General features: G+C 63.5%; 17 protein-coding genes and 1 riboswitch. Of the genes, 12 read left to right on the top strand and 5 right to left on the bottom strand.

Annotated elements, in window-relative coordinates; all coding sequences use genetic code 11:
• The first annotated feature begins 94 nt into the window (after window positions 1-94).
• The 6 genes from P8R33_RS07375 (at window position 95) to P8R33_RS07350 (ending at window position 6,574) form a co-directional block, all read left to right on the top strand.
• Window positions 95-361 (top strand): hypothetical protein, encoded by a 267-nt coding sequence (locus tag P8R33_RS07375; RefSeq protein ID WP_278328336.1) that lies wholly within the window; start codon window positions 95-97, stop codon window positions 359-361.
• Window positions 362-404: 43 nt separating this feature from the next.
• Window positions 405-1,148 (top strand): helix-turn-helix transcriptional regulator, encoded by a 744-nt coding sequence (locus P8R33_RS07370; protein WP_278328335.1) that lies wholly within the window; start codon window positions 405-407, stop codon window positions 1,146-1,148.
• A 215-nt stretch (window positions 1,149-1,363) separates the two neighbouring features.
• Entirely contained in the window at window positions 1,364-2,254 is an 891-nt protein-coding gene (locus tag P8R33_RS07365; protein WP_278328334.1) for a lysozyme, read from the top strand.
• A gap of 38 nt (window positions 2,255-2,292) precedes the next feature.
• Entirely contained in the window at window positions 2,293-2,832 is a 540-nt protein-coding gene (gene thpR / locus P8R33_RS07360; RefSeq protein ID WP_278328333.1) for an RNA 2',3'-cyclic phosphodiesterase, read from the top strand.
• A 170-nt stretch (window positions 2,833-3,002) separates the two neighbouring features.
• Entirely contained in the window at window positions 3,003-5,258 is a 2,256-nt protein-coding gene (locus tag P8R33_RS07355; protein WP_278328332.1) for a M3 family metallopeptidase, read from the top strand.
• A 116-nt stretch (window positions 5,259-5,374) separates the two neighbouring features.
• Entirely contained in the window at window positions 5,375-6,574 is a 1,200-nt protein-coding gene (locus P8R33_RS07350) for a GGDEF domain-containing protein (protein ID WP_278328331.1), read from the top strand.
• Here P8R33_RS07350 and P8R33_RS07345 read toward each other — a convergent pair.
• Genes P8R33_RS07345 through P8R33_RS07325 form a run of 5 tightly spaced genes read right to left on the bottom strand, consistent with a single transcriptional unit; the run spans window position 6,571 to window position 11,168 of the window.
• The gene (locus P8R33_RS07345; RefSeq protein ID WP_278328330.1) at window positions 6,571-6,870 is read right to left on the bottom strand and encodes a GCN5-related N-acetyltransferase; all 300 of its coding nucleotides are present in this window, start codon (window positions 6,868-6,870) and stop codon (window positions 6,571-6,573) included. The two genes, P8R33_RS07350 and P8R33_RS07345, sit on opposite strands and share 4 nt — an antisense overlap.
• A gap of 14 nt (window positions 6,871-6,884) precedes the next feature.
• Entirely contained in the window at window positions 6,885-7,613 is a 729-nt protein-coding gene (locus tag P8R33_RS07340; protein WP_347569040.1) for an ABC transporter ATP-binding protein, read from the bottom strand.
• Window positions 7,610-8,563 (bottom strand): FecCD family ABC transporter permease, encoded by a 954-nt coding sequence (locus P8R33_RS07335; RefSeq protein WP_278328329.1) that lies wholly within the window; start codon window positions 8,561-8,563, stop codon window positions 7,610-7,612. The genes P8R33_RS07340 and P8R33_RS07335 overlap by 4 nt, the downstream gene beginning before the upstream one ends.
• A complete protein-coding gene (locus tag P8R33_RS07330) occupies window positions 8,560-9,372 on the bottom strand; it encodes a helical backbone metal receptor (protein ID WP_278328328.1) in 813 nt (270 codons plus the stop codon). Before P8R33_RS07330 ends, P8R33_RS07335 begins: the two co-directional genes overlap by 4 nt.
• Complete coding sequence (locus P8R33_RS07325) at window positions 9,369-11,168, bottom strand: TonB-dependent receptor plug domain-containing protein (RefSeq protein ID WP_278328327.1); 1,800 nt, start codon at window positions 11,166-11,168, stop codon at window positions 9,369-9,371. The genes P8R33_RS07330 and P8R33_RS07325 overlap by 4 nt, the downstream gene beginning before the upstream one ends.
• A 154-nt stretch (window positions 11,169-11,322) precedes the next feature.
• A riboswitch (cobalamin riboswitch) is annotated at window positions 11,323-11,486 on the bottom strand.
• Window positions 11,487-11,657: 171 nt separating this feature from the next.
• Here P8R33_RS07325 and P8R33_RS07320 point away from each other — a divergent pair.
• The 6 genes from P8R33_RS07320 to P8R33_RS07295 all read left to right on the top strand — a co-directional run bounded on the left by P8R33_RS07320 (window position 11,658) and on the right by P8R33_RS07295 (window position 18,764).
• The gene (locus P8R33_RS07320) at window positions 11,658-12,764 is read left to right on the top strand and encodes a cell wall hydrolase (protein ID WP_278328326.1); all 1,107 of its coding nucleotides are present in this window, start codon (window positions 11,658-11,660) and stop codon (window positions 12,762-12,764) included.
• Between the two features lie 134 nt (window positions 12,765-12,898).
• On the top strand, window positions 12,899-13,240 hold the full coding sequence (locus P8R33_RS07315) for a hypothetical protein (protein WP_278328325.1): 342 nt from the start codon (window positions 12,899-12,901) through the stop codon (window positions 13,238-13,240).
• A 255-nt stretch (window positions 13,241-13,495) separates the two neighbouring features.
• Window positions 13,496-14,458 (top strand): malate dehydrogenase, encoded by a 963-nt coding sequence (mdh, locus tag P8R33_RS07310; RefSeq protein WP_278328324.1) that lies wholly within the window; start codon window positions 13,496-13,498, stop codon window positions 14,456-14,458.
• On the top strand, window positions 14,455-14,928 hold the full coding sequence (locus P8R33_RS07305; protein WP_278328323.1) for a hypothetical protein: 474 nt from the start codon (window positions 14,455-14,457) through the stop codon (window positions 14,926-14,928). The genes mdh and P8R33_RS07305 overlap by 4 nt, the downstream gene beginning before the upstream one ends.
• Window positions 14,929-14,938: 10 nt before the next feature.
• Window positions 14,939-15,829 carry a succinate--CoA ligase subunit alpha gene (gene sucD, locus P8R33_RS07300; RefSeq protein WP_278328322.1) on the top strand — a complete coding sequence of 297 codons (891 nt, stop codon included), beginning with the start codon at window positions 14,939-14,941 and terminating at the stop codon, window positions 15,827-15,829.
• A 100-nt stretch (window positions 15,830-15,929) separates the two neighbouring features.
• On the top strand, window positions 15,930-18,764 hold the full coding sequence (locus P8R33_RS07295; RefSeq protein WP_278328321.1) for a 2-oxoglutarate dehydrogenase E1 component: 2,835 nt from the start codon (window positions 15,930-15,932) through the stop codon (window positions 18,762-18,764).
• Window positions 18,765-18,804: the final 40 nt, after the last annotated feature.

The following is an 18,804-nucleotide window of genomic DNA, read 5'->3' as shown; positions in this document are numbered from 1 at the left end:
CGGGCCTTGCCTTATCGAGAAGACTCGACAGTCGCATGGCTCGGGGGCGGAGCAACTCGTTGATACGCTGTCGATTACGCGGTAACGCTTTCGAATGGGGGCCACTGCAGAACAGCTTGCACAACGCTGCGAAGCGGCGGGTTTCGGCGAATATTGCTGGCAGGATCTACTCCGCGACATCGCCGAATGGGTCGGCGGATCCAAAGCCATGCTGCTCGGCATGCCGGGCGGTGGACCCTGTCGCCGCTCGCTCGACTGGAACCACGACCGGGTGGCCATCGAGCGCTATAATTCGCACTATAACCGGTTCGATCCTTGGAGCGGCCTTTCTTTGCTTACTCGGCCAGCAATATGTCCGTAACGAGGATATTGCGCACACCGAATATTTCGAAGCGATCAACCGCTTGGGCGATGTGCGCGACAGCGTGCATGGTATCATCGGCGACGATGCAGAATTCGGGCGCCAGTCGATCAGCGTGCAGCGCGGCTTCGGCGAAGCCTATTTCGAACTGGCCGAAGCCGACCGGCTAAGCGCCCTGCTGCCGATCCTGGAGAAGTCGCTGCGCAACTCGTTGCGGGCCGCACGCTTGCTCAGCGCGCACCGCGATCCCGGCGATTTCGTCTATCTCGTCGTCGATCGCGGGCTGGTGCTAAGATACGCCGACCGTGGCGGACGCGAAGGCGGGACCTTGCATAAATCTACACTTTTCATCGCGCATGACAGGTTAGCGAGCGGAGTTCCTGCGACGCTGGCCGTGATCGAAGCGGCGGTAGCAAATGCGCTGAAAGGAGAAACTCTGTCTTTCCGCATCGGCGGTGCGTCCATCGAGGTGTCGCCGCTGCCCTCGCCCTTACAATGGATGGGATCGGACAGCGTTTTCCTTTCGATCGCCCGTGCACGGGATGCTATTGCCTCCCGCGCAAAACTGTTCGCGGCATTTTACGGGTTTACCGAGCGCGAAACGGCAATCCTCGAAACCCTCATGCGCGAGATCGATATGCGCCGTGTCGGAAAAACTATCGGGATCAGCTACGAGACCCTGCGCTGGCATGTGAAAAACATGTGCCACAAGTCGCATCACGCGCGGCGCGAAAGCCTGGTGTTTGCAGCGATGAACGGCGATTTCGGTGACGCTTTCCAAGCGTAGAAGGTACACACTCTCGTTGCGGACCTACGCTGTGCAAAGCATCGAGTCTCGCCCCGACCGTGCTGGAAAAACGACGAAGTGCGGACCAAATTTTCGCCGTCGACCGTTCTTAAATCAAAGACATAGCGTTCGAGGGATCCACGGTTCCGAGTTCGCGGGGGCATAGCGCTTTCGAGACACGCTCATAAGCAGATACGGAAAGCAGTGCTCGCCTTATGGTCGAGAAACAGGAGAATACTACGCCGCCCCCGGCGCAATCGGAACGCCTCAAAGCCCTTCTTGCCGATCTTGATCGGCCGCTTGAACCGGGCGACTGGCAACGCATTCAAGCGCAAGGCGACGACCAAAAAACGCGCAACCCGGTAAAGCGACTGGTCAAGGCTCGACGCCATCGTCGGGACCTAAAACAGGCGCGCGAAGCGGCGCGGAAAGCGTTCGGGGTCAAACCTCGGCGTTCTACCCGCCGTCAGGCCACCATGATGCTTACCGCCGGCGCGCTGGGCCTGACTGCGTTTACCGGACCGCAATTACCCAAGACTAACAAAGGTAATCCGGCCGCTGCACCATCAATGATGGTGGATGCAACAGAAACGCGCAAGCCTACGGCGCTCCTCAAGGCGAGCGACGACTTCAAACAAGCTCTGATTCAGGAAGAAGGCGTGCGGTATACCGTGTATCGGGATGTCGCCGGATATCCGACCGTTGGGGTTGGCCATCTTGTCGAACCCGAAGACAATTTGCGCGTCGGCGACACTATCAGCGAGAAACGTGCCATGGCGTTCCTTTCGGCGGACCTTGAAGAAGCGGAGCGCGGCGTGCGCCAGCTTGTCGGTGCCCTCCCGCTCTATCAGCACGAATTCGATGCGCTCGTGGATCTTGTCTACAATGTCGGCATCGGCAATGTTTCTCCGGAGCGAAGCCCCCGACTGAACGCGGCGATCGATGCGGGAGACTATGACGAGGTAGCCTCGCAGCTCGACTACACCCATGCTGGCGGCGCTGTCGCGAGGGGGCTGCAATTCCGGTCCGAACGGCGTGCTGCGATCTTCGCAGAGGCCGAATATGAGGACCCGCGCGAGGCTGGAACTGCCAGCCAGAACGCCTGACATCTCGCAATCGGGATCGCGTCATGTAAGGGCGCAGTATGACCCACCGCCTGTTCATCGCATTGCGTCCTCCGTCTCCTGTTCGCGACCGACTGATCGACAGTATGGAGGGAGTGACAGGCGCGCGGTGGCAGGATGACGACCAGTTGCAGCTCACTTTGCGCTATGTCGGAGAGGTCGACAGGCACCGCGCAAATGATCTTGCCGAAGCGCTCGGCAAGTTGCGCACGCCGTCTTTCGAAGTCGAGTTGGTCGGTACGGGCGTTTTCGAACGCAAAGGGAAACCGCACCTGCTCTGGGCTGGTGTCGCGCCGAACGAGGCACTCCGGCGTCTGCAGAAGAAGATCGAACGGATTTGCCAGAGCGTGGGTATCGAGGCCGAACACCGCAAGTTCATGCCTCACGTAACCTTGGCGCGCCTCAATGCTTCGAGCGGCCCGGTCGGCAGCTTCCTCGCCGACACTTCGACCACACGTTTCGGTAGCTGGCAAGCGAGCTCTTTCGGTCTGTTCGAGAGTCACCTGCGCGAGCAAGGATCGCTCTACACCGAGGTCGTCGATTATCCGCTCGGACGGTAGCCTGAGCCATTCAGGAACACGCAAGGCCCGATGCCGTTCGATAAAGCGTGCACAAGCGCCGACCGGCGACATACGTTCGCTTGCTCCAAGCCACGCAATCCGGTCCAAGCGCGTATCGCAATTCTATCTATCCGGTCAGGCATAACCCTGCCCGGTCCAAGGGAGATACTATGAAGGCCCAGATCCTGGCCACCGCCGCCATCGCCGCACTCGTCGCAGGCTGCACCACCACCCCCGGAGGAGAGATCGAGACCATGGCCGAAGCCAATGAAGTCCCGCAGGCCACCGGCTATTTCGCCAACGAAAGCACGCTTCCGTTCAAGGCACCCGATTTCACCAAGATTTCGGAAGACGATTACATGCCTGCCTTCGAGCAGGGCATGGCAATCCACCAGGCCGAAATCCAGGCGATCATCGACAATCCCGCCCCGCCGACCTTCGAGAACACGATCGTCGCGCTCGAGAAATCGGGCCGTATGCTCGGCCGCGTTGCGACGGTCTTCTTCGCGCTGACCGGATCGAACACGACCGATCGGCTGGACGAGATCAACACCGAAATCAGCCCCAAGCTGACCGCCCATTCCGACAGCATCACGCTCAACCCCGAACTCTTCGCCCGGGTGAAGGCGGTGTACGACAATCGCGCCGCGATGACGATGACGCCGGAAGATGCCAAGCTGCTCGAGGATACGTACGAAGGCATGGTCCATGCCGGCGCCATGCTGACCGACGCGCAGCGCGAGCGGGTGAAGCAGATCAACACGCAGCTGTCCGAAATCACGACCGAGTTCGGCCAGACCGTCCGCTCTGCCATGAGCGACCAGCCGCTGATCGTCGACACGCGCGAGGAGCTGGCGGGCCTGTCGGAAGCCGACATCAAAGCTGCGGCGGAACTTGCCGCAGAGAAGGGCCAGCCGGGCAAGTTCGCCCTCGCCCTGCAAAATACCACGCAGCAGCCGCTCCTGCCGACGCTCGAAAACCGGGCGACGCGCGAGAAGCTGTTCAAGCTGTCCTATCACCGCGCCGACGGGCAGCGCGGGTTCGATACGCGTGACCAGGTTCGCCAGATCGCGGCCCTGCGCGCTGAAAAGGCCGCGCTGTTCGGCGAGCCCGACTGGGCGACCTACGCCATGTGGGATCGCATGGCCGAGAAGCCGGAAACCGCGCTCAACTTCATGGAGCAGATGGTCCCCGCCCTCGCCGCGACCCAGCGGCGCGAAGCGGCCTTGCTGAACACCGCGATCGCAGCTGACGGCGGCGATTACGAAGTGCAGCCGTGGGACTGGTATCGCTATGCCAACAAGGTGAAGGCCGAGAACTTCCAGCTCGATGAAGACGCGGTCATGGAATATTTCCAGCTCGACAAGGTGCTGGAAGACGGCGTGTTCTACGCTGCCAACCAGCTTTACGGCCTTAGCTTCGAAAAGCGGACCGACATCCCGGTCTATCACCCGGACGTCACCACCTATACGGTGTTCGACCGCGACGGATCGGAGCTGGGCCTGTTTTATTTCGATCCGTTCCAGCGCCCGTCCAAGCGCGGTGGCGCGTGGATGAGCAACTTCGTCGATCAGAGCGACCTGTGGGGCAACAAGCCCGTCATCTACAATGTGTTGAACATCCCGAAGGCCCCGGCAGGCGAGGTTCAGCTGGTCAGCTTCGACAATGTCAACACGCTGTTCCATGAATTCGGCCATGCACTGCACGGCTTCTTCGCGGACCAGATGTACGAGAGCCTGTCCGGCACTGCCACGGCGCGCGACTTCGTCGAATATCCGAGCCAGGTGAACGAGATGTGGGCGACCTACCCGTCGGTCCTCTCGAACTACGCCAAGCATTACGAGACGGGCGAGACCATCCCGACCGAAATGATCGACCGGATCGAAGCCGCGTCGAAGTTCAACCAGGGTTACGACTTCGGCGAGGTCGTGGCAGCTGCCCTGCTGGACATGAAATGGAGCGCGCTGTCTCCCGCGGAAGCCGCCGCCATCGACACACCGGCCAAGGTCGACGCGTTCGAGCGCCAGGCGCTGGAAGAACTCGGTCTCGAGATCGACCTCGTGCCGCCGCGCTATCGCAGCAGCTATTTCAACCACATCTTCAGCGGACCCGCCGGCTATTCGGCAGGCTATTACAGCTATCTGTGGACCGAGATGCTCGACCGTGACAGCCGCAAGTGGTTCCTCGACAATGGCGGTCTCACCCGCGAGAATGGCGATCACTATCGCGCTACCGTGCTGAGCCGCGGCGGGACGATGGATTACTACCAGATGTTCCAGAACTTCATGGGTCGCGCGCCCGAAGTCGGCCCGATGCTCGAAGCGCGCGGGCTAATTCCGGGCGACGAAGCAGCCGACAGCGAGGTTGCGGACGACGGCGCCGCGACCATCGGTGATAGCGGGACGACGATGCCGATCGGCAACTGATCGCTTTTTCCTGTTGATTTGAGAGGTCGGGGTCCTGTGGCTCCGGCCTCTTTTTCGTTGCGAGGTTAACCCGTTCGCAACGGTGCGAGCCTATTCGTACCGAAGGGACGGAAGGCGTGACGGAGAACACACTCAAGGATCAGGACGGGCTGGGCGTGTGCGTCACGCGCAATGCCGCCTGGGCGGCAGAAGTTCGCCGCGAGATCATATCCGGACTGGCGGATCGCGAGGCGCATTCGCTACCAGCGAGCCTTGTTGCCTGGTCGCTCTGCCTGGTTATTGCCACGATTATCGGTCCCGATATCCTGCTCATCATCGCCCTGCTGTTCAGGCCGGTTTCGATCGGCCTGATCCGCTGGGCCTGCACCCACCTTCGCCGAACGCTTGAAGCAGGTGAACCTTTCGAGGCGGCTTTTAGATTAGCCGGCATCGCCCTTTCCCTTTCGGGACTGTCATGGGGACTGCTGACCTTTCCTGTCTTCGCTGCACCGACTGTCGAGCCTGCCGGACTGGCGCTGCTGGTGCTGGTTATCACCGGCGTGTGCATGATCTGCTCGCTGGTCGGTCTTGTCCCATGGATTCTGGTCGGTTTCGCCTGCGCTTTTGCCCTCTCCGTTCTCGCCGGCAGCTTCATCACCAATGGCGGATCGCAACCGGCGCTCACTGCGGCGGTCCTATTTCCGCTGATCGGCGCGGTTCCGTTCGGTATCGGGCAGCGACGGCAGGCCATTAGGGCCGCTGAAGACGCGGTGGACAAGCTGCACCTCCACGAAGAGGTGGCAAGCGCCCTGCACCATGCCGAATATCTCTCGCGCCACGATGCCTTGACCGGCCTTGGTAATCGCCGCGCGCTATTCGAGGACTACGGGAACCTCATCCAGCCGGACGCCCCAAGAACGATCCTTTCGATCGATCTCGACAATTTCAAATGTATCAACGACACCTTCGGCCACCAGGCGGGCGACGAAGTGCTCGTCGCGGTTGCCGACAGTATCCGCAATGCGATGCGAGGAGCGCGGCAGAAGGGCTACACCAGCTACCGGCTCGGCGGAGAGGAATTCGCCATCGTCCTCGAACAGTCGGACGAAAGCGCGGGCCGCGCCTTTGCCGAACAGCTACGCCAGACGATCGAAAAACTCGTGCCCGTACGCGACGTGCCGCATTTGCGCATCTCGGCTTCGATCGGTGTGATGGGATGGTCTGGCGGACTGCCGCTGACCACCGCGCTGGGGCAAGTGGACAAACTGCTCTACGTCGCCAAGGAGCGGGGCCGCAATTGCGTGGTCGCCCGCTTCGAAGCGCGGGCCGCGGCCTAGGCAGCTTTCGCTTTACCCCGCCACGCCAATGAGTTGTTGTTGAGTTCGGTCAGGTCTTCGGTGCCCGCGATCGCCGAACGGCCCAGCGCGATGGCTTTCTCCAGCACGGCATCCTCGGCGTTGCGGTAGGCGGGCGCGGGAATTTCCTCGTTCCATTTTGCGCCTACGGCATTGTCCAGCAGGATACGCTGGAAACAATGGTCGAGATGCACCGGCCAGCCGCGGTCCTGCGCAAGGCTGGGCATTTCATCGCGAGTGAGCGCGAACCATCGGTTTTCGAGATCGGATCGAGTCATGCCAAGGCAACCCTTCAGCGGGCGATGAGTGCCCGCTTGTCGTCCGCGCGAATCCATCGGGCGTCGATTTTCCAGACACTTTGCAGGGTCGATACGTCCAATGCTGCGTGCGGCTCTCCGTCGGCGGCGAGCCTCCCTTCGTTGAGCACGATGACCCGGTCGGCACAATTCATCGCATGGGCGAGATCGTGGAGCACCAGCACTACGCCCGCGCCTTGGTCGGCTGCATCGCGCAAGTGGCGCAACAAGGCGAGCTGGTGTCCGATATCCAGCGCGGCGAGCGGTTCGTCCGCGAGTATCCATGCAGGCTCTCCGGCGAGCACGCGCGCCAGCAATACGCGCGCGGTCTCGCCGCCGGACAGCGACTGGGCCCGGCGGTTTTCGAGTGGTCCGAGGTCGAGGGCAGCAATGGCGGCCTCGACCGGCTCCGCGCGGGTGTCGCCATGCGGCATGCGACCAAGCTCGATCAGACTGCGGACCGGAACATCCCACGCAATTTCATGCGCTTGCGGGAGATAGCCGATACGCTGTGCGCGCTCACGCGGGTGCAGGGTCGCGAGATTGCTGTCACCGAGATCGATCGCCCCGTTTTCCGGCGGGAGCAGACCCGCCAGCGCCTCAAGCAATGTCGATTTGCCTGCACCGTTCGGGCCGCAGATTGCGATGATCTGTCCCGGCTCCAAGGCCAGCGAAACGTCGTGGAGGCGATCGCCGATTGAGAGGTTATGCGCAGCGAGCATCATGCGAGCCCCCTGCGCATTCGTATCAGAAGCCAGAGGAAGAACGGCGCGCCCAGCAAGCTCAGCGCGATACCGAGCCTCAGTTCCGTCACGAAAGGCAAGACCCTCACCGCGCTGTCCGCGACCAGCACCAGCAGCGCCCCCGCGAGCGCGCTCGGGACAATCAGTTGCGAGGGGCGACTGTCGGTGAACGGCCGGACGAGATGCGGCACGATCAGGCCGACGAAGCCGATGATCCCGGCAACCGCCACGCTCGCGCCGACAGTCAGACCGATGCCTGCAGTGAGCATCCACAGGAGCGCGCCGGTGTTCACGCCCAACGACCGGGCGACCGGCTCGCCCAAAGTCAGCGCGTCGAGCGGTTTGCCGGTACGCCAGAGAAGCAGCACGCCGAGCCCCACCAGCGGCGCGGCCAGCGTGACCTCGCGCCAGCTGCGGTCGGTCAGCGCGCCGTTCAGCCACAGGACGATCTCGCTCATGGCAAAGGCATTCGGCGCCATGCTGATCGCCAGAGCGGTGAGCGCTCCAGCGAGGCTGGCAACCATCAGGCCTGCCAGCGTGAACAGCGCGATGCCCCCGGTGCGTCCGGCGATTGCAGCCAGCAGGGCCATGGCCCCGCCCGCTCCCAGCAGAGCGAAAAGCGGCAGCAACCACGCGCTCGTCGTGTAGCCGAACCACAACGCCACGACCGCCCCCAGCGCCGCGCCCGGTGCGATGCCGAACAGCCCCGGATCGGCAAGCGGATTGCGCAGATAACCCTGCATCGCCGCCCCCGCCGCACCCAGGCCTGCCCCGACGATCACAGCCAGCAGAGCGCGCGGCAGGCGGAGCTCAGCGAGGATGATCGCAGCATTTGGCGTGGCGTCCGGCCAGAGCCACACGCGACCTGCCAGAAGCGAGAGCGGCAGGGCGATCGCAAGCAACAGGCCGAACACCACCACCGCGCGGTTCACGAGACACTCCGCCGGATTTCGGCCAGCCGCTCGGCTGCGCGGATGATTGTCGGACCGCCGCAATAAAGCAGACGGGTGTCGAAACTCTCGCGCAACATGCCGGGAAGCTGCTCGAGGACAGGATGGCTCTGACCATTATCGCTCCCGGCGACCAGCAGAACCTCCGGCGGATCGGCTACCACCTGCTCCAGCGCGAGAAAGTCTGCCTGGCCGAGCCCGCGAGCCTCGCCGTAGCTGGCGAAGCCAGTGCGGCGCAGCAGGTCGCTGATCAGCGCGCGCTCGCCGGGGACGATGCCGCCCGGTTGCCACAAGGCCGCTTCGATAGACTGTCCCGTCAGGTCCGCATCGGCAATTGCTTCGTCGATCCGCGCAGCAAGGCGCTCACCCGCTCTCCTGTCGCCCGCCAGTTCGGCTAGAGCGCGCACCTGCTCGAGACTTTCCTCGACCGTGCTCGCCGCTCCGAAAGTCACGACTTCGACGCCCAGATCCTCCAGCGCCGCGCGGGTCGCAGGAGCGATGAAACTGCTTGCGACTACCACATCGGGATCGAGCGCGAGAATCTCTTCGACTGAACCACCCGTGGTCCGGTAGCGAGCGGCATCTGCCGGCTGCATCGAGGTCGCGCGCGGATCCTTGCTGTAATGCGAGATCGCGAGCAGCTGGCCTGGCGCCGTTACCTCGGCCAGGATCGCGTCGGTGCAGGGGTTGAGGCTGACGATGGTCGGCAGTTGGTGATCGGGCGCCCGCACCGGCCCTTCGCTCGCGCATCCGGCGAGCAGCAGAGCCAGCGCGGGCAGCAGCCGGATCACATTTGCGCCCGCACGCCGACAAAGGCACCGCGGCCGGGCGACGCATAGCCGAGCGCGGTCGCATAATCGGCGTCGAAGACGTTCTCGACCCGGCCATATACTTCCAGCGTATCGCCGATTGGCATCGCCGCGCGCAGGTCGAGCACTTCGTAGCCGTCGAGCGCGACCGTGTTGGCGGCATTGTCGAAGCTCTCGCCCGCAAAGCGCAGGTCCGCACCCAGCTTCAGTCCGAAGGGGGCGTCCCAGTCGGCATACAGCGTGCCGAAGTGACGCGGGCGGCGAGCGAGATCGAGGCCGGTCGCGCGGTCTTCAGCATCGACATAGGAGAATACGCCCGACACCCGAAACGAACCGGACATATCGAAGCCTGCCTCGGCCTCGAACCCCTGCGCCCGGGCGCGCGCGGTGTTGTCGTAGAAACCGAACGGACGCTCCGCGCTGAAAGCGAAGTTGATCAGGTCGGTCGTGTCGCGGCGGAAGGCGGTGAGCGCGACATGCGCGCCGCGCCCTCGCTGGCCCTTTTCAACGCCGAGGTCGAAGCTGGTGCTCTCCTCAGGGCGCAAGTCCGCGTTGCCGTAGAAGCTGCGCAGGTGGTAGAGCGTCGGCGCCTTGAAGCCCTCGCCCACACTCGCGCGAATGCGCCAGTCGTTGCCGAGGCCGTAGGACAGATCGGCGCCATAACTGCCGTTGGTGCCGAACAGCTCGTGATCGTCCACGCGCGAACCGATATGTGCCGCGATATCGCCCAATGCGAAGCCGAGCTGGACGTAGGCACCGGAAATTTCGATCTCGCCCGGCGCATCGAAACTGGTCTCGTAATCGCTCCACTCGTGCTCCGCGCCGAAGGCCACGGTTACCGGACCGATGGCGCGATATTCGCCGCGAAGCTGGACGCGCTCCGAATGGCCGTCCCCGGCAAATGTCAAATTGCCAGCATCGTCGAGATTGTCGCGCTCGGTACCGGACAGGCTGTAGGCCGCGCGCAGGGTGAGGTCGTTGCCGTAATAGGCCAGGCCGACATCGCCCCAGTGCCGGCGGGTTTCCTGCGTTTCCAGCGTGTCGGCCAGAGCGAAGGTCGGCGGCGGGAAGCCATCGATGTCGAGCTCGCCCTCGCTCCAATTGGCATGGGCGAACAGTTCGAGGTTCGTGGTGATGTCGAAGAAGGCCGTGCCGCCCAGCGCGACCTGTTCGAAGCCATCGGGCTCCGTGCCGGAGGCCGCGGCGGAGAAGCCGTCGGTGCGGTAAAAGGCGCCGGTCAGCCCGGCGAAATAGCGATCACCTTTCAGCCCGCCGACGGCGCTGGCGTAGAGCGTATCGCGCGAGCCGTACTCGACATTGCCCTCGAGGCCGGTCTCGGCGCGGGTGGACACATCGACGACCCCGCCGATGGCGTCCGACCCCCAGATCGTGCTGTTCGAGCCGCGCAGGATGTCGAACTTGCCCGCCGTGCCAAGCAGGAGGTTGCCGAAATCGAACCCGCCCGAAGGCGAGGACGGATCGTTGACTTTCACCCCGTCGACCAGCACCAGCAGCTGCTCCGAATTCGCGCCGCGGATGCTGACGCCGGTGAAGCCGCCGACGCCGCCGTTGCGGGTCAGCGAGAGACCGGGCGTGCGCTGCAGGACGCGCGTCGCATCCGGCCCCTGCACGCTTTCGATCTCCTCGCGCTCGATAATCGTTACCGCCTGGCCGGTGTTGCCGATATCGGTGCCGAGGCCGTTTGCAGTCACGGTGATGGTGTCGGCGTGATCAGTCACCAACGGAATGATGATGTCGTCGTCGGTCTCCTGCGCCATCGCAGCACAGGGAAACGCGGAAACAGTCAGTAAAAGCAGAAATCTGGACACAAAACCTCCATCATAAGCGAAACGTCGCTCATGACGGGAGGGAGCGGAATTGCTCGCATCCACGTTTGCCATCGGTACACCCCGCCCGCGGCCGAACGACACGCATGGGCAGGTCTCCTGGCTCCCGGATCGCAGGCCGCGCCCCGCCTTCCCGCCCGTAATGGACAGTGGCACGATGGAGCGCGCCTCACCGGTCACAGTTGCGGGGGCAGCGGAGGTATCGCACCTCCTTCCCTCTTCGGGCCTGCGCGAACAGGCCAACCCATGACGCAGGCGCGCTCCTACACCGCCATATTGCGGCGCACAAGTTGGAGTTCGCATTAAGGATTTGCATGGTAAGGGCCGCGGCGACGGACGTCCCGTGGCGGGACCCGGACCTGCAGCCTCTCCCGCGCCATCGTGCGGCAGGCTATGCAGGGCGTGAAAGGATGGCGGCATTTGGCCAGCAGGGCTGACAGCGATGGCGGTAGAAAGCGCAACCTGCGCACAGCGCCGACGCGCGCGCAGCGCCGGGCCGAACGCCAGCGCGACAGGCGGCAGATGGCGATCCGCCTCGGCGCGCTCGCGCTTGCTATCGCCCTGCCGACCTATGCCGCACAAGGCGAACTCGGCTCCAACCTGCGCAGCGCCATCGGCCTCAAGCAAGAGCGCGTCGCGCTGACGCCGATGCCATTCGAGACGGCGGGTGAAAGCTTCCCCGGATCGGCCTTCTATTACCTCGAAGACGCGCCCCGGCTCACCACCGATCTTGCAGACTTGCGCGAGGAAGAAGGCACGCTGGAGACGGTCGAATTTGCCGAAAGCCACGGCGCGGGTGCGACGGCGCAGGCTTTCCGGCAGGCGGGCGGCGGGCTCGACAAGGCCCGCGCGCTGCAATGCCTCTCGATGGCGATCTATTACGAGGCGGCGAGCGAGAGTTACGACGGCCAACAGGCGGTGGCACAGGTGGTCCTCAACCGCGTGGCGCATCCGGCCTATCCGGCCAGCGTTTGCGGAGTCGTGTTCCAGGGATCGGAGCGAAAGACCGGTTGCCAGTTCTCCTTCACCTGCGATGGATCCATGCGGCGCACCCCGTCGCGCGGCGGCTATGCACGCGCCCAGTCGATCGCGCTGGCGGCGCTGGCGGGCGACGTCTACCGCCCCATCGGCCTCGCCACGCATTACCATACGAATTACGTGAACCCCTATTGGGCGTCGAGCCTCGATTACATCCGCACCATCGGCGCGCATCGCTTTTATCGCTGGAAGGGTTCCGCCGGACGCTCGGGCGCCTTCACCGATGCCTATGCGGGCGTGGAGCCGGGTGCCGCCGCCCCCGCCGTGCGCCGCGCCGAGAGCGATGTGCCCGGCCCGGTCGCAGCAGCCGCGCCGCCGCCGAATTCCGCCATCGGTGCGGACAGGACACCCGACATACCGGTCGGCGCGCCTGCGAAATCCGCTACGGCAGCGCCCGCCAAGAACGACAACCTGCCCTCGTCCGGTCGCGTGCGCGACGAATATGCGAACAGCGGGCGCTGGATCAGGGAACCGGGCAAGAGCGAGTAGGCCTTGGCGTCTGCAAGCGAAGACAAAGATTTACGTCTTCACAACCATACCGCGGAACACAAGCTTAGGTGCAGCCCGCTAATACCGGGTGAGCGCGACGCAGCGCGCCGACATCGAAAGCAGGACAACTGCCCATGCCCGTTCACTTCGCCGCCGCCCGCTCCACCGCCCATTCGCCGATCGCACGCGCGCTGGCCCGCAAGGCGCTGGGCCGCGCGGCCAATGACAATGGCGTGGCTGGCGGCGACGTGGCGGTCGAAAGCTCCTTCGACATGATGATGCGCGCGGCGTTGAAGCACTTCGCGCAGCACGGTCTCGGCGCGGCCCGGGAGGCGCGCAACCAAGCGGAACAGGCGCATTTCACCGGCGATACGGAAAGCTACGAATGGTGGCTTGAGGTCTGCCGCACGCTGGATCGCCGCGTGGCGGAAGACCTCGTCCGCCGCCTCGATACGACGAGCGCGCTCATCTATTGAAACTTTCCGGGCGATGGCCGGTTGAGCTCTTGTTAAACCAAGCGTAGCAGCGCTTATTGCTACTGCAAACCATTCTCAAAGATATGTGAACCTGCCCGCCGATTGCCGGTTGCATTCGTGTGCGCGGGGGCCTAGGTCGCACTCGCAATCGACCGGGTGCCGTGCCGCCTTCGCGGGACACTTACGGCGTGGCCCACCTATCGGTCTCTCGTGTTTCATGATCGGTCCCGCGACAGGACAAGGACCCTCCCCTACATGGCACGCAAGAAGATCGCGCTCATCGGCTCCGGCATGATCGGCGGCACCCTCGCCCACCTCGCCGCGAAGAAGGAAATGGGCGACATCGTCCTGTTCGACATTGCCGAAGGCATGCCGCAGGGCAAGGCGCTCGACCTCAGCCAGTGCGGCCCGATCGAAGGTTTCGACGCCAAGATCACCGGCACTAACGACTATGCCGACATCGCCGGCGCCGACGTCGTGATCGTTACCGCCGGTGTCCCGCGCAAGCCCGGCATGAGCCGCGACGACTTGCTCGGCATCAACCTCAAGGTGATGAAGGCGGTCGGCGAAGGCATCAAGAACAACTGCCCCGACGCCTTCGTGATCTGCATCACCAACCCGCTCGACGCGATGGTCTGGGCGCTGCGCGAATTCAGCGGCCTGCCGCATAACAAGGTGGTCGGCATGGCCGGCGTGCTCGACAGCGCGCGCTTCGCCACCTTCCTTGCCTGGGAGTTCGACGTGTCGGTGAAGGATGTGAACGCCTTCGTCCTCGGCGGCCACGGCGACACCATGGTGCCCGTCACCAGCTACACCACGATCAACGGCATTCCGGTCAACGACTATGCCAAGATCAAGGGCGTCTCGGCCGATCGCATCGACGAGATCGTCAAGCGCACCCGCGGCGGCGGCGGCGAGATCGTCGGCCTGCTCGGCAACGGCTCGGCCTATTACGCCCCCGCCACCAGCGCGATCAGCATGGCCGAAGCCTATCTGGGCGACCAGAAGCGCGTCCTGCCCTGCGCCAGCTATGTCGAAGGCAAGTACGGCCTCGACGGACTGTATGTGGGCGTGCCCACCGTGATCGGCGCGGGCGGCACCGAGGAAGTGATCGAGATCGAACTATCGGACGAGGAAAAGAGCAACCTCAAGGTCTCGACCGACGCGGTCGAGGAATTGCTCGAGGCGTGCAAAGGGCTGGATAGCTCGCTGGCGTGATGCGGTTTTCAGTAATTCTTTTAGCGGCAATTCTCTTAGCGGCGACATTGACTGCAGCTTCTGCTGCAAACGCCGCCGAGACAGCCACCGTCGACGATGTGGCGAACTCGGCTGCCTTATGCATGCTTTCGGCGGACAAAAATGGAGCCGATAGGTCTCGTTTCGAAAATGATGCTTGGACATTCAACGGCCAGAACTACCAACACATCTCGGCTCCGATCTCGATTGAGTTTCCGACCGACGGTGATGGTGTGAACCGCGTTTGTGTTGTTCGAGCCATTTTAAGCGATCAATATGAGCAAAATAAGGTCGTCAAAATACTGACCTCGATTCTCGATTCAAAACCTCTCAAGCAGTCGGAGAGCCAGCTTTGGATGGTTTCAACTGCTGCTGGTCCTCGCGGCATTCAATTTTTCACCGACCCAAATTCCGATCAACCGCAAGTGCGGCTAATTGGCGCTGCTTTCTAGGAGCATTTATATGTCCATCCTCGTAGACAAGAACACCAAGGTCATCACCCAGGGGATGACCGGCGATACCGGCACCTTCCACACGCAGCAGGCGCTCGATTACGGGACGCAGATGGTTGCGGGCGTGACGCCGGGCAAAGGCGGCACCGAGCACATCGGCCTGCCGGTCTACAACACCGTCGCCGAAGCCAAGCATGCGACCGGGGCGACCGCTTCGTGCATCTACGTGCCGCCGCCCTTCGCCGCGGACTCGATCCTCGAGGCTATCGACGCCGAGATCGAGCTGATCGTCGCCATCACCGAAGGCATCCCGGTGCTCGACATGGTGCGCGTGAAGCGGGCGCTCGAAGGCAGCAAGTCGCGCCTGATCGGTCCGAACTGCCCCGGCGTGCTGACCCCCGGCGAATGCAAGATCGGCATCATGCCCGGCTCCATCTTCCAGCAGGGCAGCGTCGGCGTCGTCTCGCGTTCGGGCACGCTGACTTATGAAGCCGTCCACCAGACGACCATGGTCGGTCTCGGCCAGACCACGGCAGTCGGCATCGGCGGCGACCCGGTGAACGGCACCAACTTCATCGACGTGCTCGACCTCTTCCTTAAGGACGATGCCACCAAGTCGATCATCATGATCGGCGAAATCGGCGGCAGCGCGGAAGAAGAAGCGGCCGAATTCATCGCGCACCAGCGCAAGAAGGGCCTCGAAAAGCCGACCGTCGGCTTCATCGCCGGCCGCACGGCGCCTCCGGGCCGTCGCATGGGTCACGCTGGCGCCATCGTCAGCGGCGGCCAGGGCGGCGCCGAGGACAAGATCGAGGCGATGGAGAAGGCCGGCATCCGCGTGTCGCCCTCGCCCTCCGAACTCGGCACGACGCTGGATGGCCTGCTGAAGGAACTCGCCTGAGCCTTCGCAGCGGACAGGCCGTCTCCTCCCCGGGAGCCTTCCGCACCGCAGAAGCATTGGCACTATGAACCGACAATAGGGTCGGTGCGAAAGGGACCCGATGGGTAACGAGAGCCACGATTTCCTGCCCGAGATGGGCGATCAGGAAGGCCCGCAGCAGGGTCCGAGCTGGGGCAACCCGCGCTGGCTGGCCGAAGTGGTCGACAGCGGGGCGGACCTGACCGCCGCGCTCGACCCCACGCAGATGCGCGTGGCTGTCGCTCAGGCGGCGGAAAAGGCCGGCAAGCAGCTCGATCCCAAGGCTTTGGAAAAGGCCGCGGACGACAGCATCCGGGCGATGCTGCTGGTGCGGCTCTATCGTGTACGCGGGCATCTGGCGGCCGATCTCGACCCGCTGGGCCTGTCGCATCGCGAAGTGCCCGAGGACCTGAAGCTCGAATGGCACGGCTTCGACGGCCAGCTCGACCGCGAGGTCTATGTCGGCGGCGTGTTCGGCTTCGAATGGGTTACCGTGCGCGAGCTCTACGATGCCCTGTGTGCGACCTATTGCGGCAATGTCGGCCTCGAATACATGCACATCTCGGACACGGAGGAACGCCGCTTCCTCCAGGACAAGTTCGAGACGCCCGAAGACACGATCCAGTTCACCGACGAGGGCAAGCGCGCGATCCTCGCCGCCGTGATCCGCGGGGAGCAGTACGAGAAGTTCCTCGGCAAGAAATACGTCGGCACCAAGCGCTTCGGCCTCGATGGCGGCGAGTCGATGATCCCGGCGCTCGAAGCGGTGATCAAGTACGGCGGCCAACTCGGCGTGCGCGAAATCATCTACGGGATGGCCCATCGCGGCCGCCTGAACGTGCTCGCGAATGTCATGGGCAAGCCCTACAAGGTCATCTTCCACGAGTTCTCCGGCGGGTCTTCCAACCCCGACGATGTCGGCGGTTCGGGCGACGTGAAATACCACCTCGGCACCAGCACCGACCGCGAGTTCGACGGCATCGACGTGCACATGAGCCTTGTGCCGAACCCGTCGCACCTCGAAGCGGTGAACCCGGTCGTGCTCGGCAAAAGCCGCGCGCAGCAGGCGATCCGTGACGACCTCAAGAAGCACGAGCAGGTTTTGCCCGTGCTGCTGCATGGCGACGCGGCCTTCGCCGGTCAGGGTATCGTGTGGGAGTGCCTCGGCTTCTCCGGCGTGCGCGGTTACAACACCGGCGGCTGCCTGCACTTCGTCATCAACAACCAGATCGGCTTCACGACCAGCCCGCAATTCGCGCGCTCCAGCCCCTATCCCAGCGATGTGGCCAAGGGCGTCCAGGCACCGATCCTGCACGTCAATGGCGACGATCCCGAGGCCGTCACCTTCGCCTGCAAGCTAGCGATCGAATACCGCCAGAAGTTCGGTCGCGACATCGTGATCGACATGTGGTGCTATCGCCGCTTCGGCCATAACGAGGGCGACGAGCCCAAGTTCACCCAGCCGCTGATGTATGACGAAATTCGCCAGCATCCCAAGGTCAGCGAACTCTACACCAAGCGACTCGAGGACGAAGGCGTCATCGAGAAGGGCTATGCCGACCAGCTGATCGATGAATTCACCAGCCTGCTCGAAGAAGAATTCGCCGCCGCCAAGGATTACAAGCCCAATCAGGCCGATTGGTTCGGCGGACGCTGGGCGGGTATGAACAAGCCCGCCGATGCGGAGAACGCGCGTCGCAACGCGGATACGGGGATCGAGAAGAAGCTGTTCGACAGCCTCGGCCGCACGCTGACGAGTGTCCCCGAAGACATCACGATCCACAAGACGCTGGGCCGCGTGCTCGATGCCAAGCGCGAGATGTTCGCCAGCGGAGAAGGCTTCGACTGGGCGACCGGCGAAGCGCTCGCCTTCGGCAGCCTCGTGACCGAGGGCTTCGGTGTCCGCCTCTCCGGCCAGGATTCGGGCCGCGGCACGTTCAGCCAGCGTCATGCCGTGTGGGTCGACCAGAAGGACGAGCGCAAATACATCCCGCTGACCACCCTGCCCCATGGCAAGTTCGAGGTCTACGACAGCCCGCTGTCCGAATACGGCGTGCTCGGGTTCGAATACGGATTTGCGATGGCGGATCCGAAGAGCCTGGTCATGTGGGAAGCGCAGTTCGGCGACTTCGCCAATGGCGCGCAGATCATGATTGACCAGTTCATCGCCGCGGGCGAGGCCAAATGGCTGCGCGCCAACGGCCTCGTGCTGTTGCTGCCGCATGGTTACGAAGGCCAGGGTCCGGAGCATAGCTCCGCGCGGCTCGAACGTTTCCTGCAGCTCTGCGCGAACGACAACATCCAGGTCTGCAACATTACCACCCCGGCTAATTACTTCCACGTCCTGCGCCGCCAGATGCTGCGCGGCTTCCGCAAGCCGCTGGTCATTATGACGCCGAAGAGCCTGCTCCGCCATCCGTTGGCCAAGTCCAGCGCGGAAGAGTTCATGGGCGATCATCACTTCATGCGGATCAAGTCCGACATGACCGAGATCGACGACAAGAAGGTAAAGCGCCTCGTGCTGTGCAGTGGCAAGGTCGCCTACGACCTGATGCAGCGCCGCGACGAAGCCGGGCTGGACGACGTATCCATCGTGCGTCTCGAGCAGCTGTACCCCTTCCCTGGCGAACCGCTGGCCGTGCGCCTGAAACGCATGACCAATCTGGAAAAGATCGTCTGGTGCCAGGAAGAACCGAAGAACAACGGTTCGTGGTTCTTCGTCGACCGCCTGATCGAGGAAGCGGCCGAACAGGCCGGACACAAGGGCATGCGCCCCTGCTACGCCGGGCGCGAAGTCGCTGCTTCCCCCGCCACCGGTTATGCCAGCCGCCACCAGATCCAGCAGGAAGCGCTGGTCGGCATCGCGCTGGGTCTGAACGACGGCGACACCTCCGCCGCGACCACTACCTGCAATTGATCCGTTTCAAGGTTTAGGGCCAGAGAAGGAACCCGAACGA

Source organism: Qipengyuania flavescens (assembly GCF_029688735.1).
GTDB lineage: Bacteria > Pseudomonadota > Alphaproteobacteria > Sphingomonadales > Sphingomonadaceae > Qipengyuania.
The sequence above is the reverse complement of the archived record's forward strand: the minus strand, read 5'-3'. Positions and strand labels throughout refer to the sequence as shown.

Coding starts and splice junctions, on each gene's coding strand:
- P8R33_RS07375 (WP_278328336.1), top strand. CDS start 95: ATGGGGGCCACTGCAGAACAGCTTGCACAACGCTGCGAAGCGGCGGGT.
- P8R33_RS07365 (WP_278328334.1), top strand. CDS start 1,364: ATGGTCGAGAAACAGGAGAATACTACGCCGCCCCCGGCGCAATCGGAA.
- thpR (WP_278328333.1), top strand. CDS start 2,293: ATGACCCACCGCCTGTTCATCGCATTGCGTCCTCCGTCTCCTGTTCGC.
- P8R33_RS07355 (WP_278328332.1), top strand. CDS start 3,003: ATGAAGGCCCAGATCCTGGCCACCGCCGCCATCGCCGCACTCGTCGCA.
- P8R33_RS07345 (WP_278328330.1), bottom strand. CDS start 6,870: ATGACTCGATCCGATCTCGAAAACCGATGGTTCGCGCTCACTCGCGAT.
- P8R33_RS07340 (WP_347569040.1), bottom strand. CDS start 7,613: ATGATGCTCGCTGCGCATAACCTCTCAATCGGCGATCGCCTCCACGAC.
- P8R33_RS07325 (WP_278328327.1), bottom strand. CDS start 11,168: ATGGCGCAGGAGACCGACGACGACATCATCATTCCGTTGGTGACTGAT.
- P8R33_RS07315 (WP_278328325.1), top strand. CDS start 12,899: ATGCCCGTTCACTTCGCCGCCGCCCGCTCCACCGCCCATTCGCCGATC.
- mdh (WP_278328324.1), top strand. CDS start 13,496: ATGGCACGCAAGAAGATCGCGCTCATCGGCTCCGGCATGATCGGCGGC.
- sucD (WP_278328322.1), top strand. CDS start 14,939: ATGTCCATCCTCGTAGACAAGAACACCAAGGTCATCACCCAGGGGATG.
- P8R33_RS07295 (WP_278328321.1), top strand. CDS start 15,930: ATGGGTAACGAGAGCCACGATTTCCTGCCCGAGATGGGCGATCAGGAA.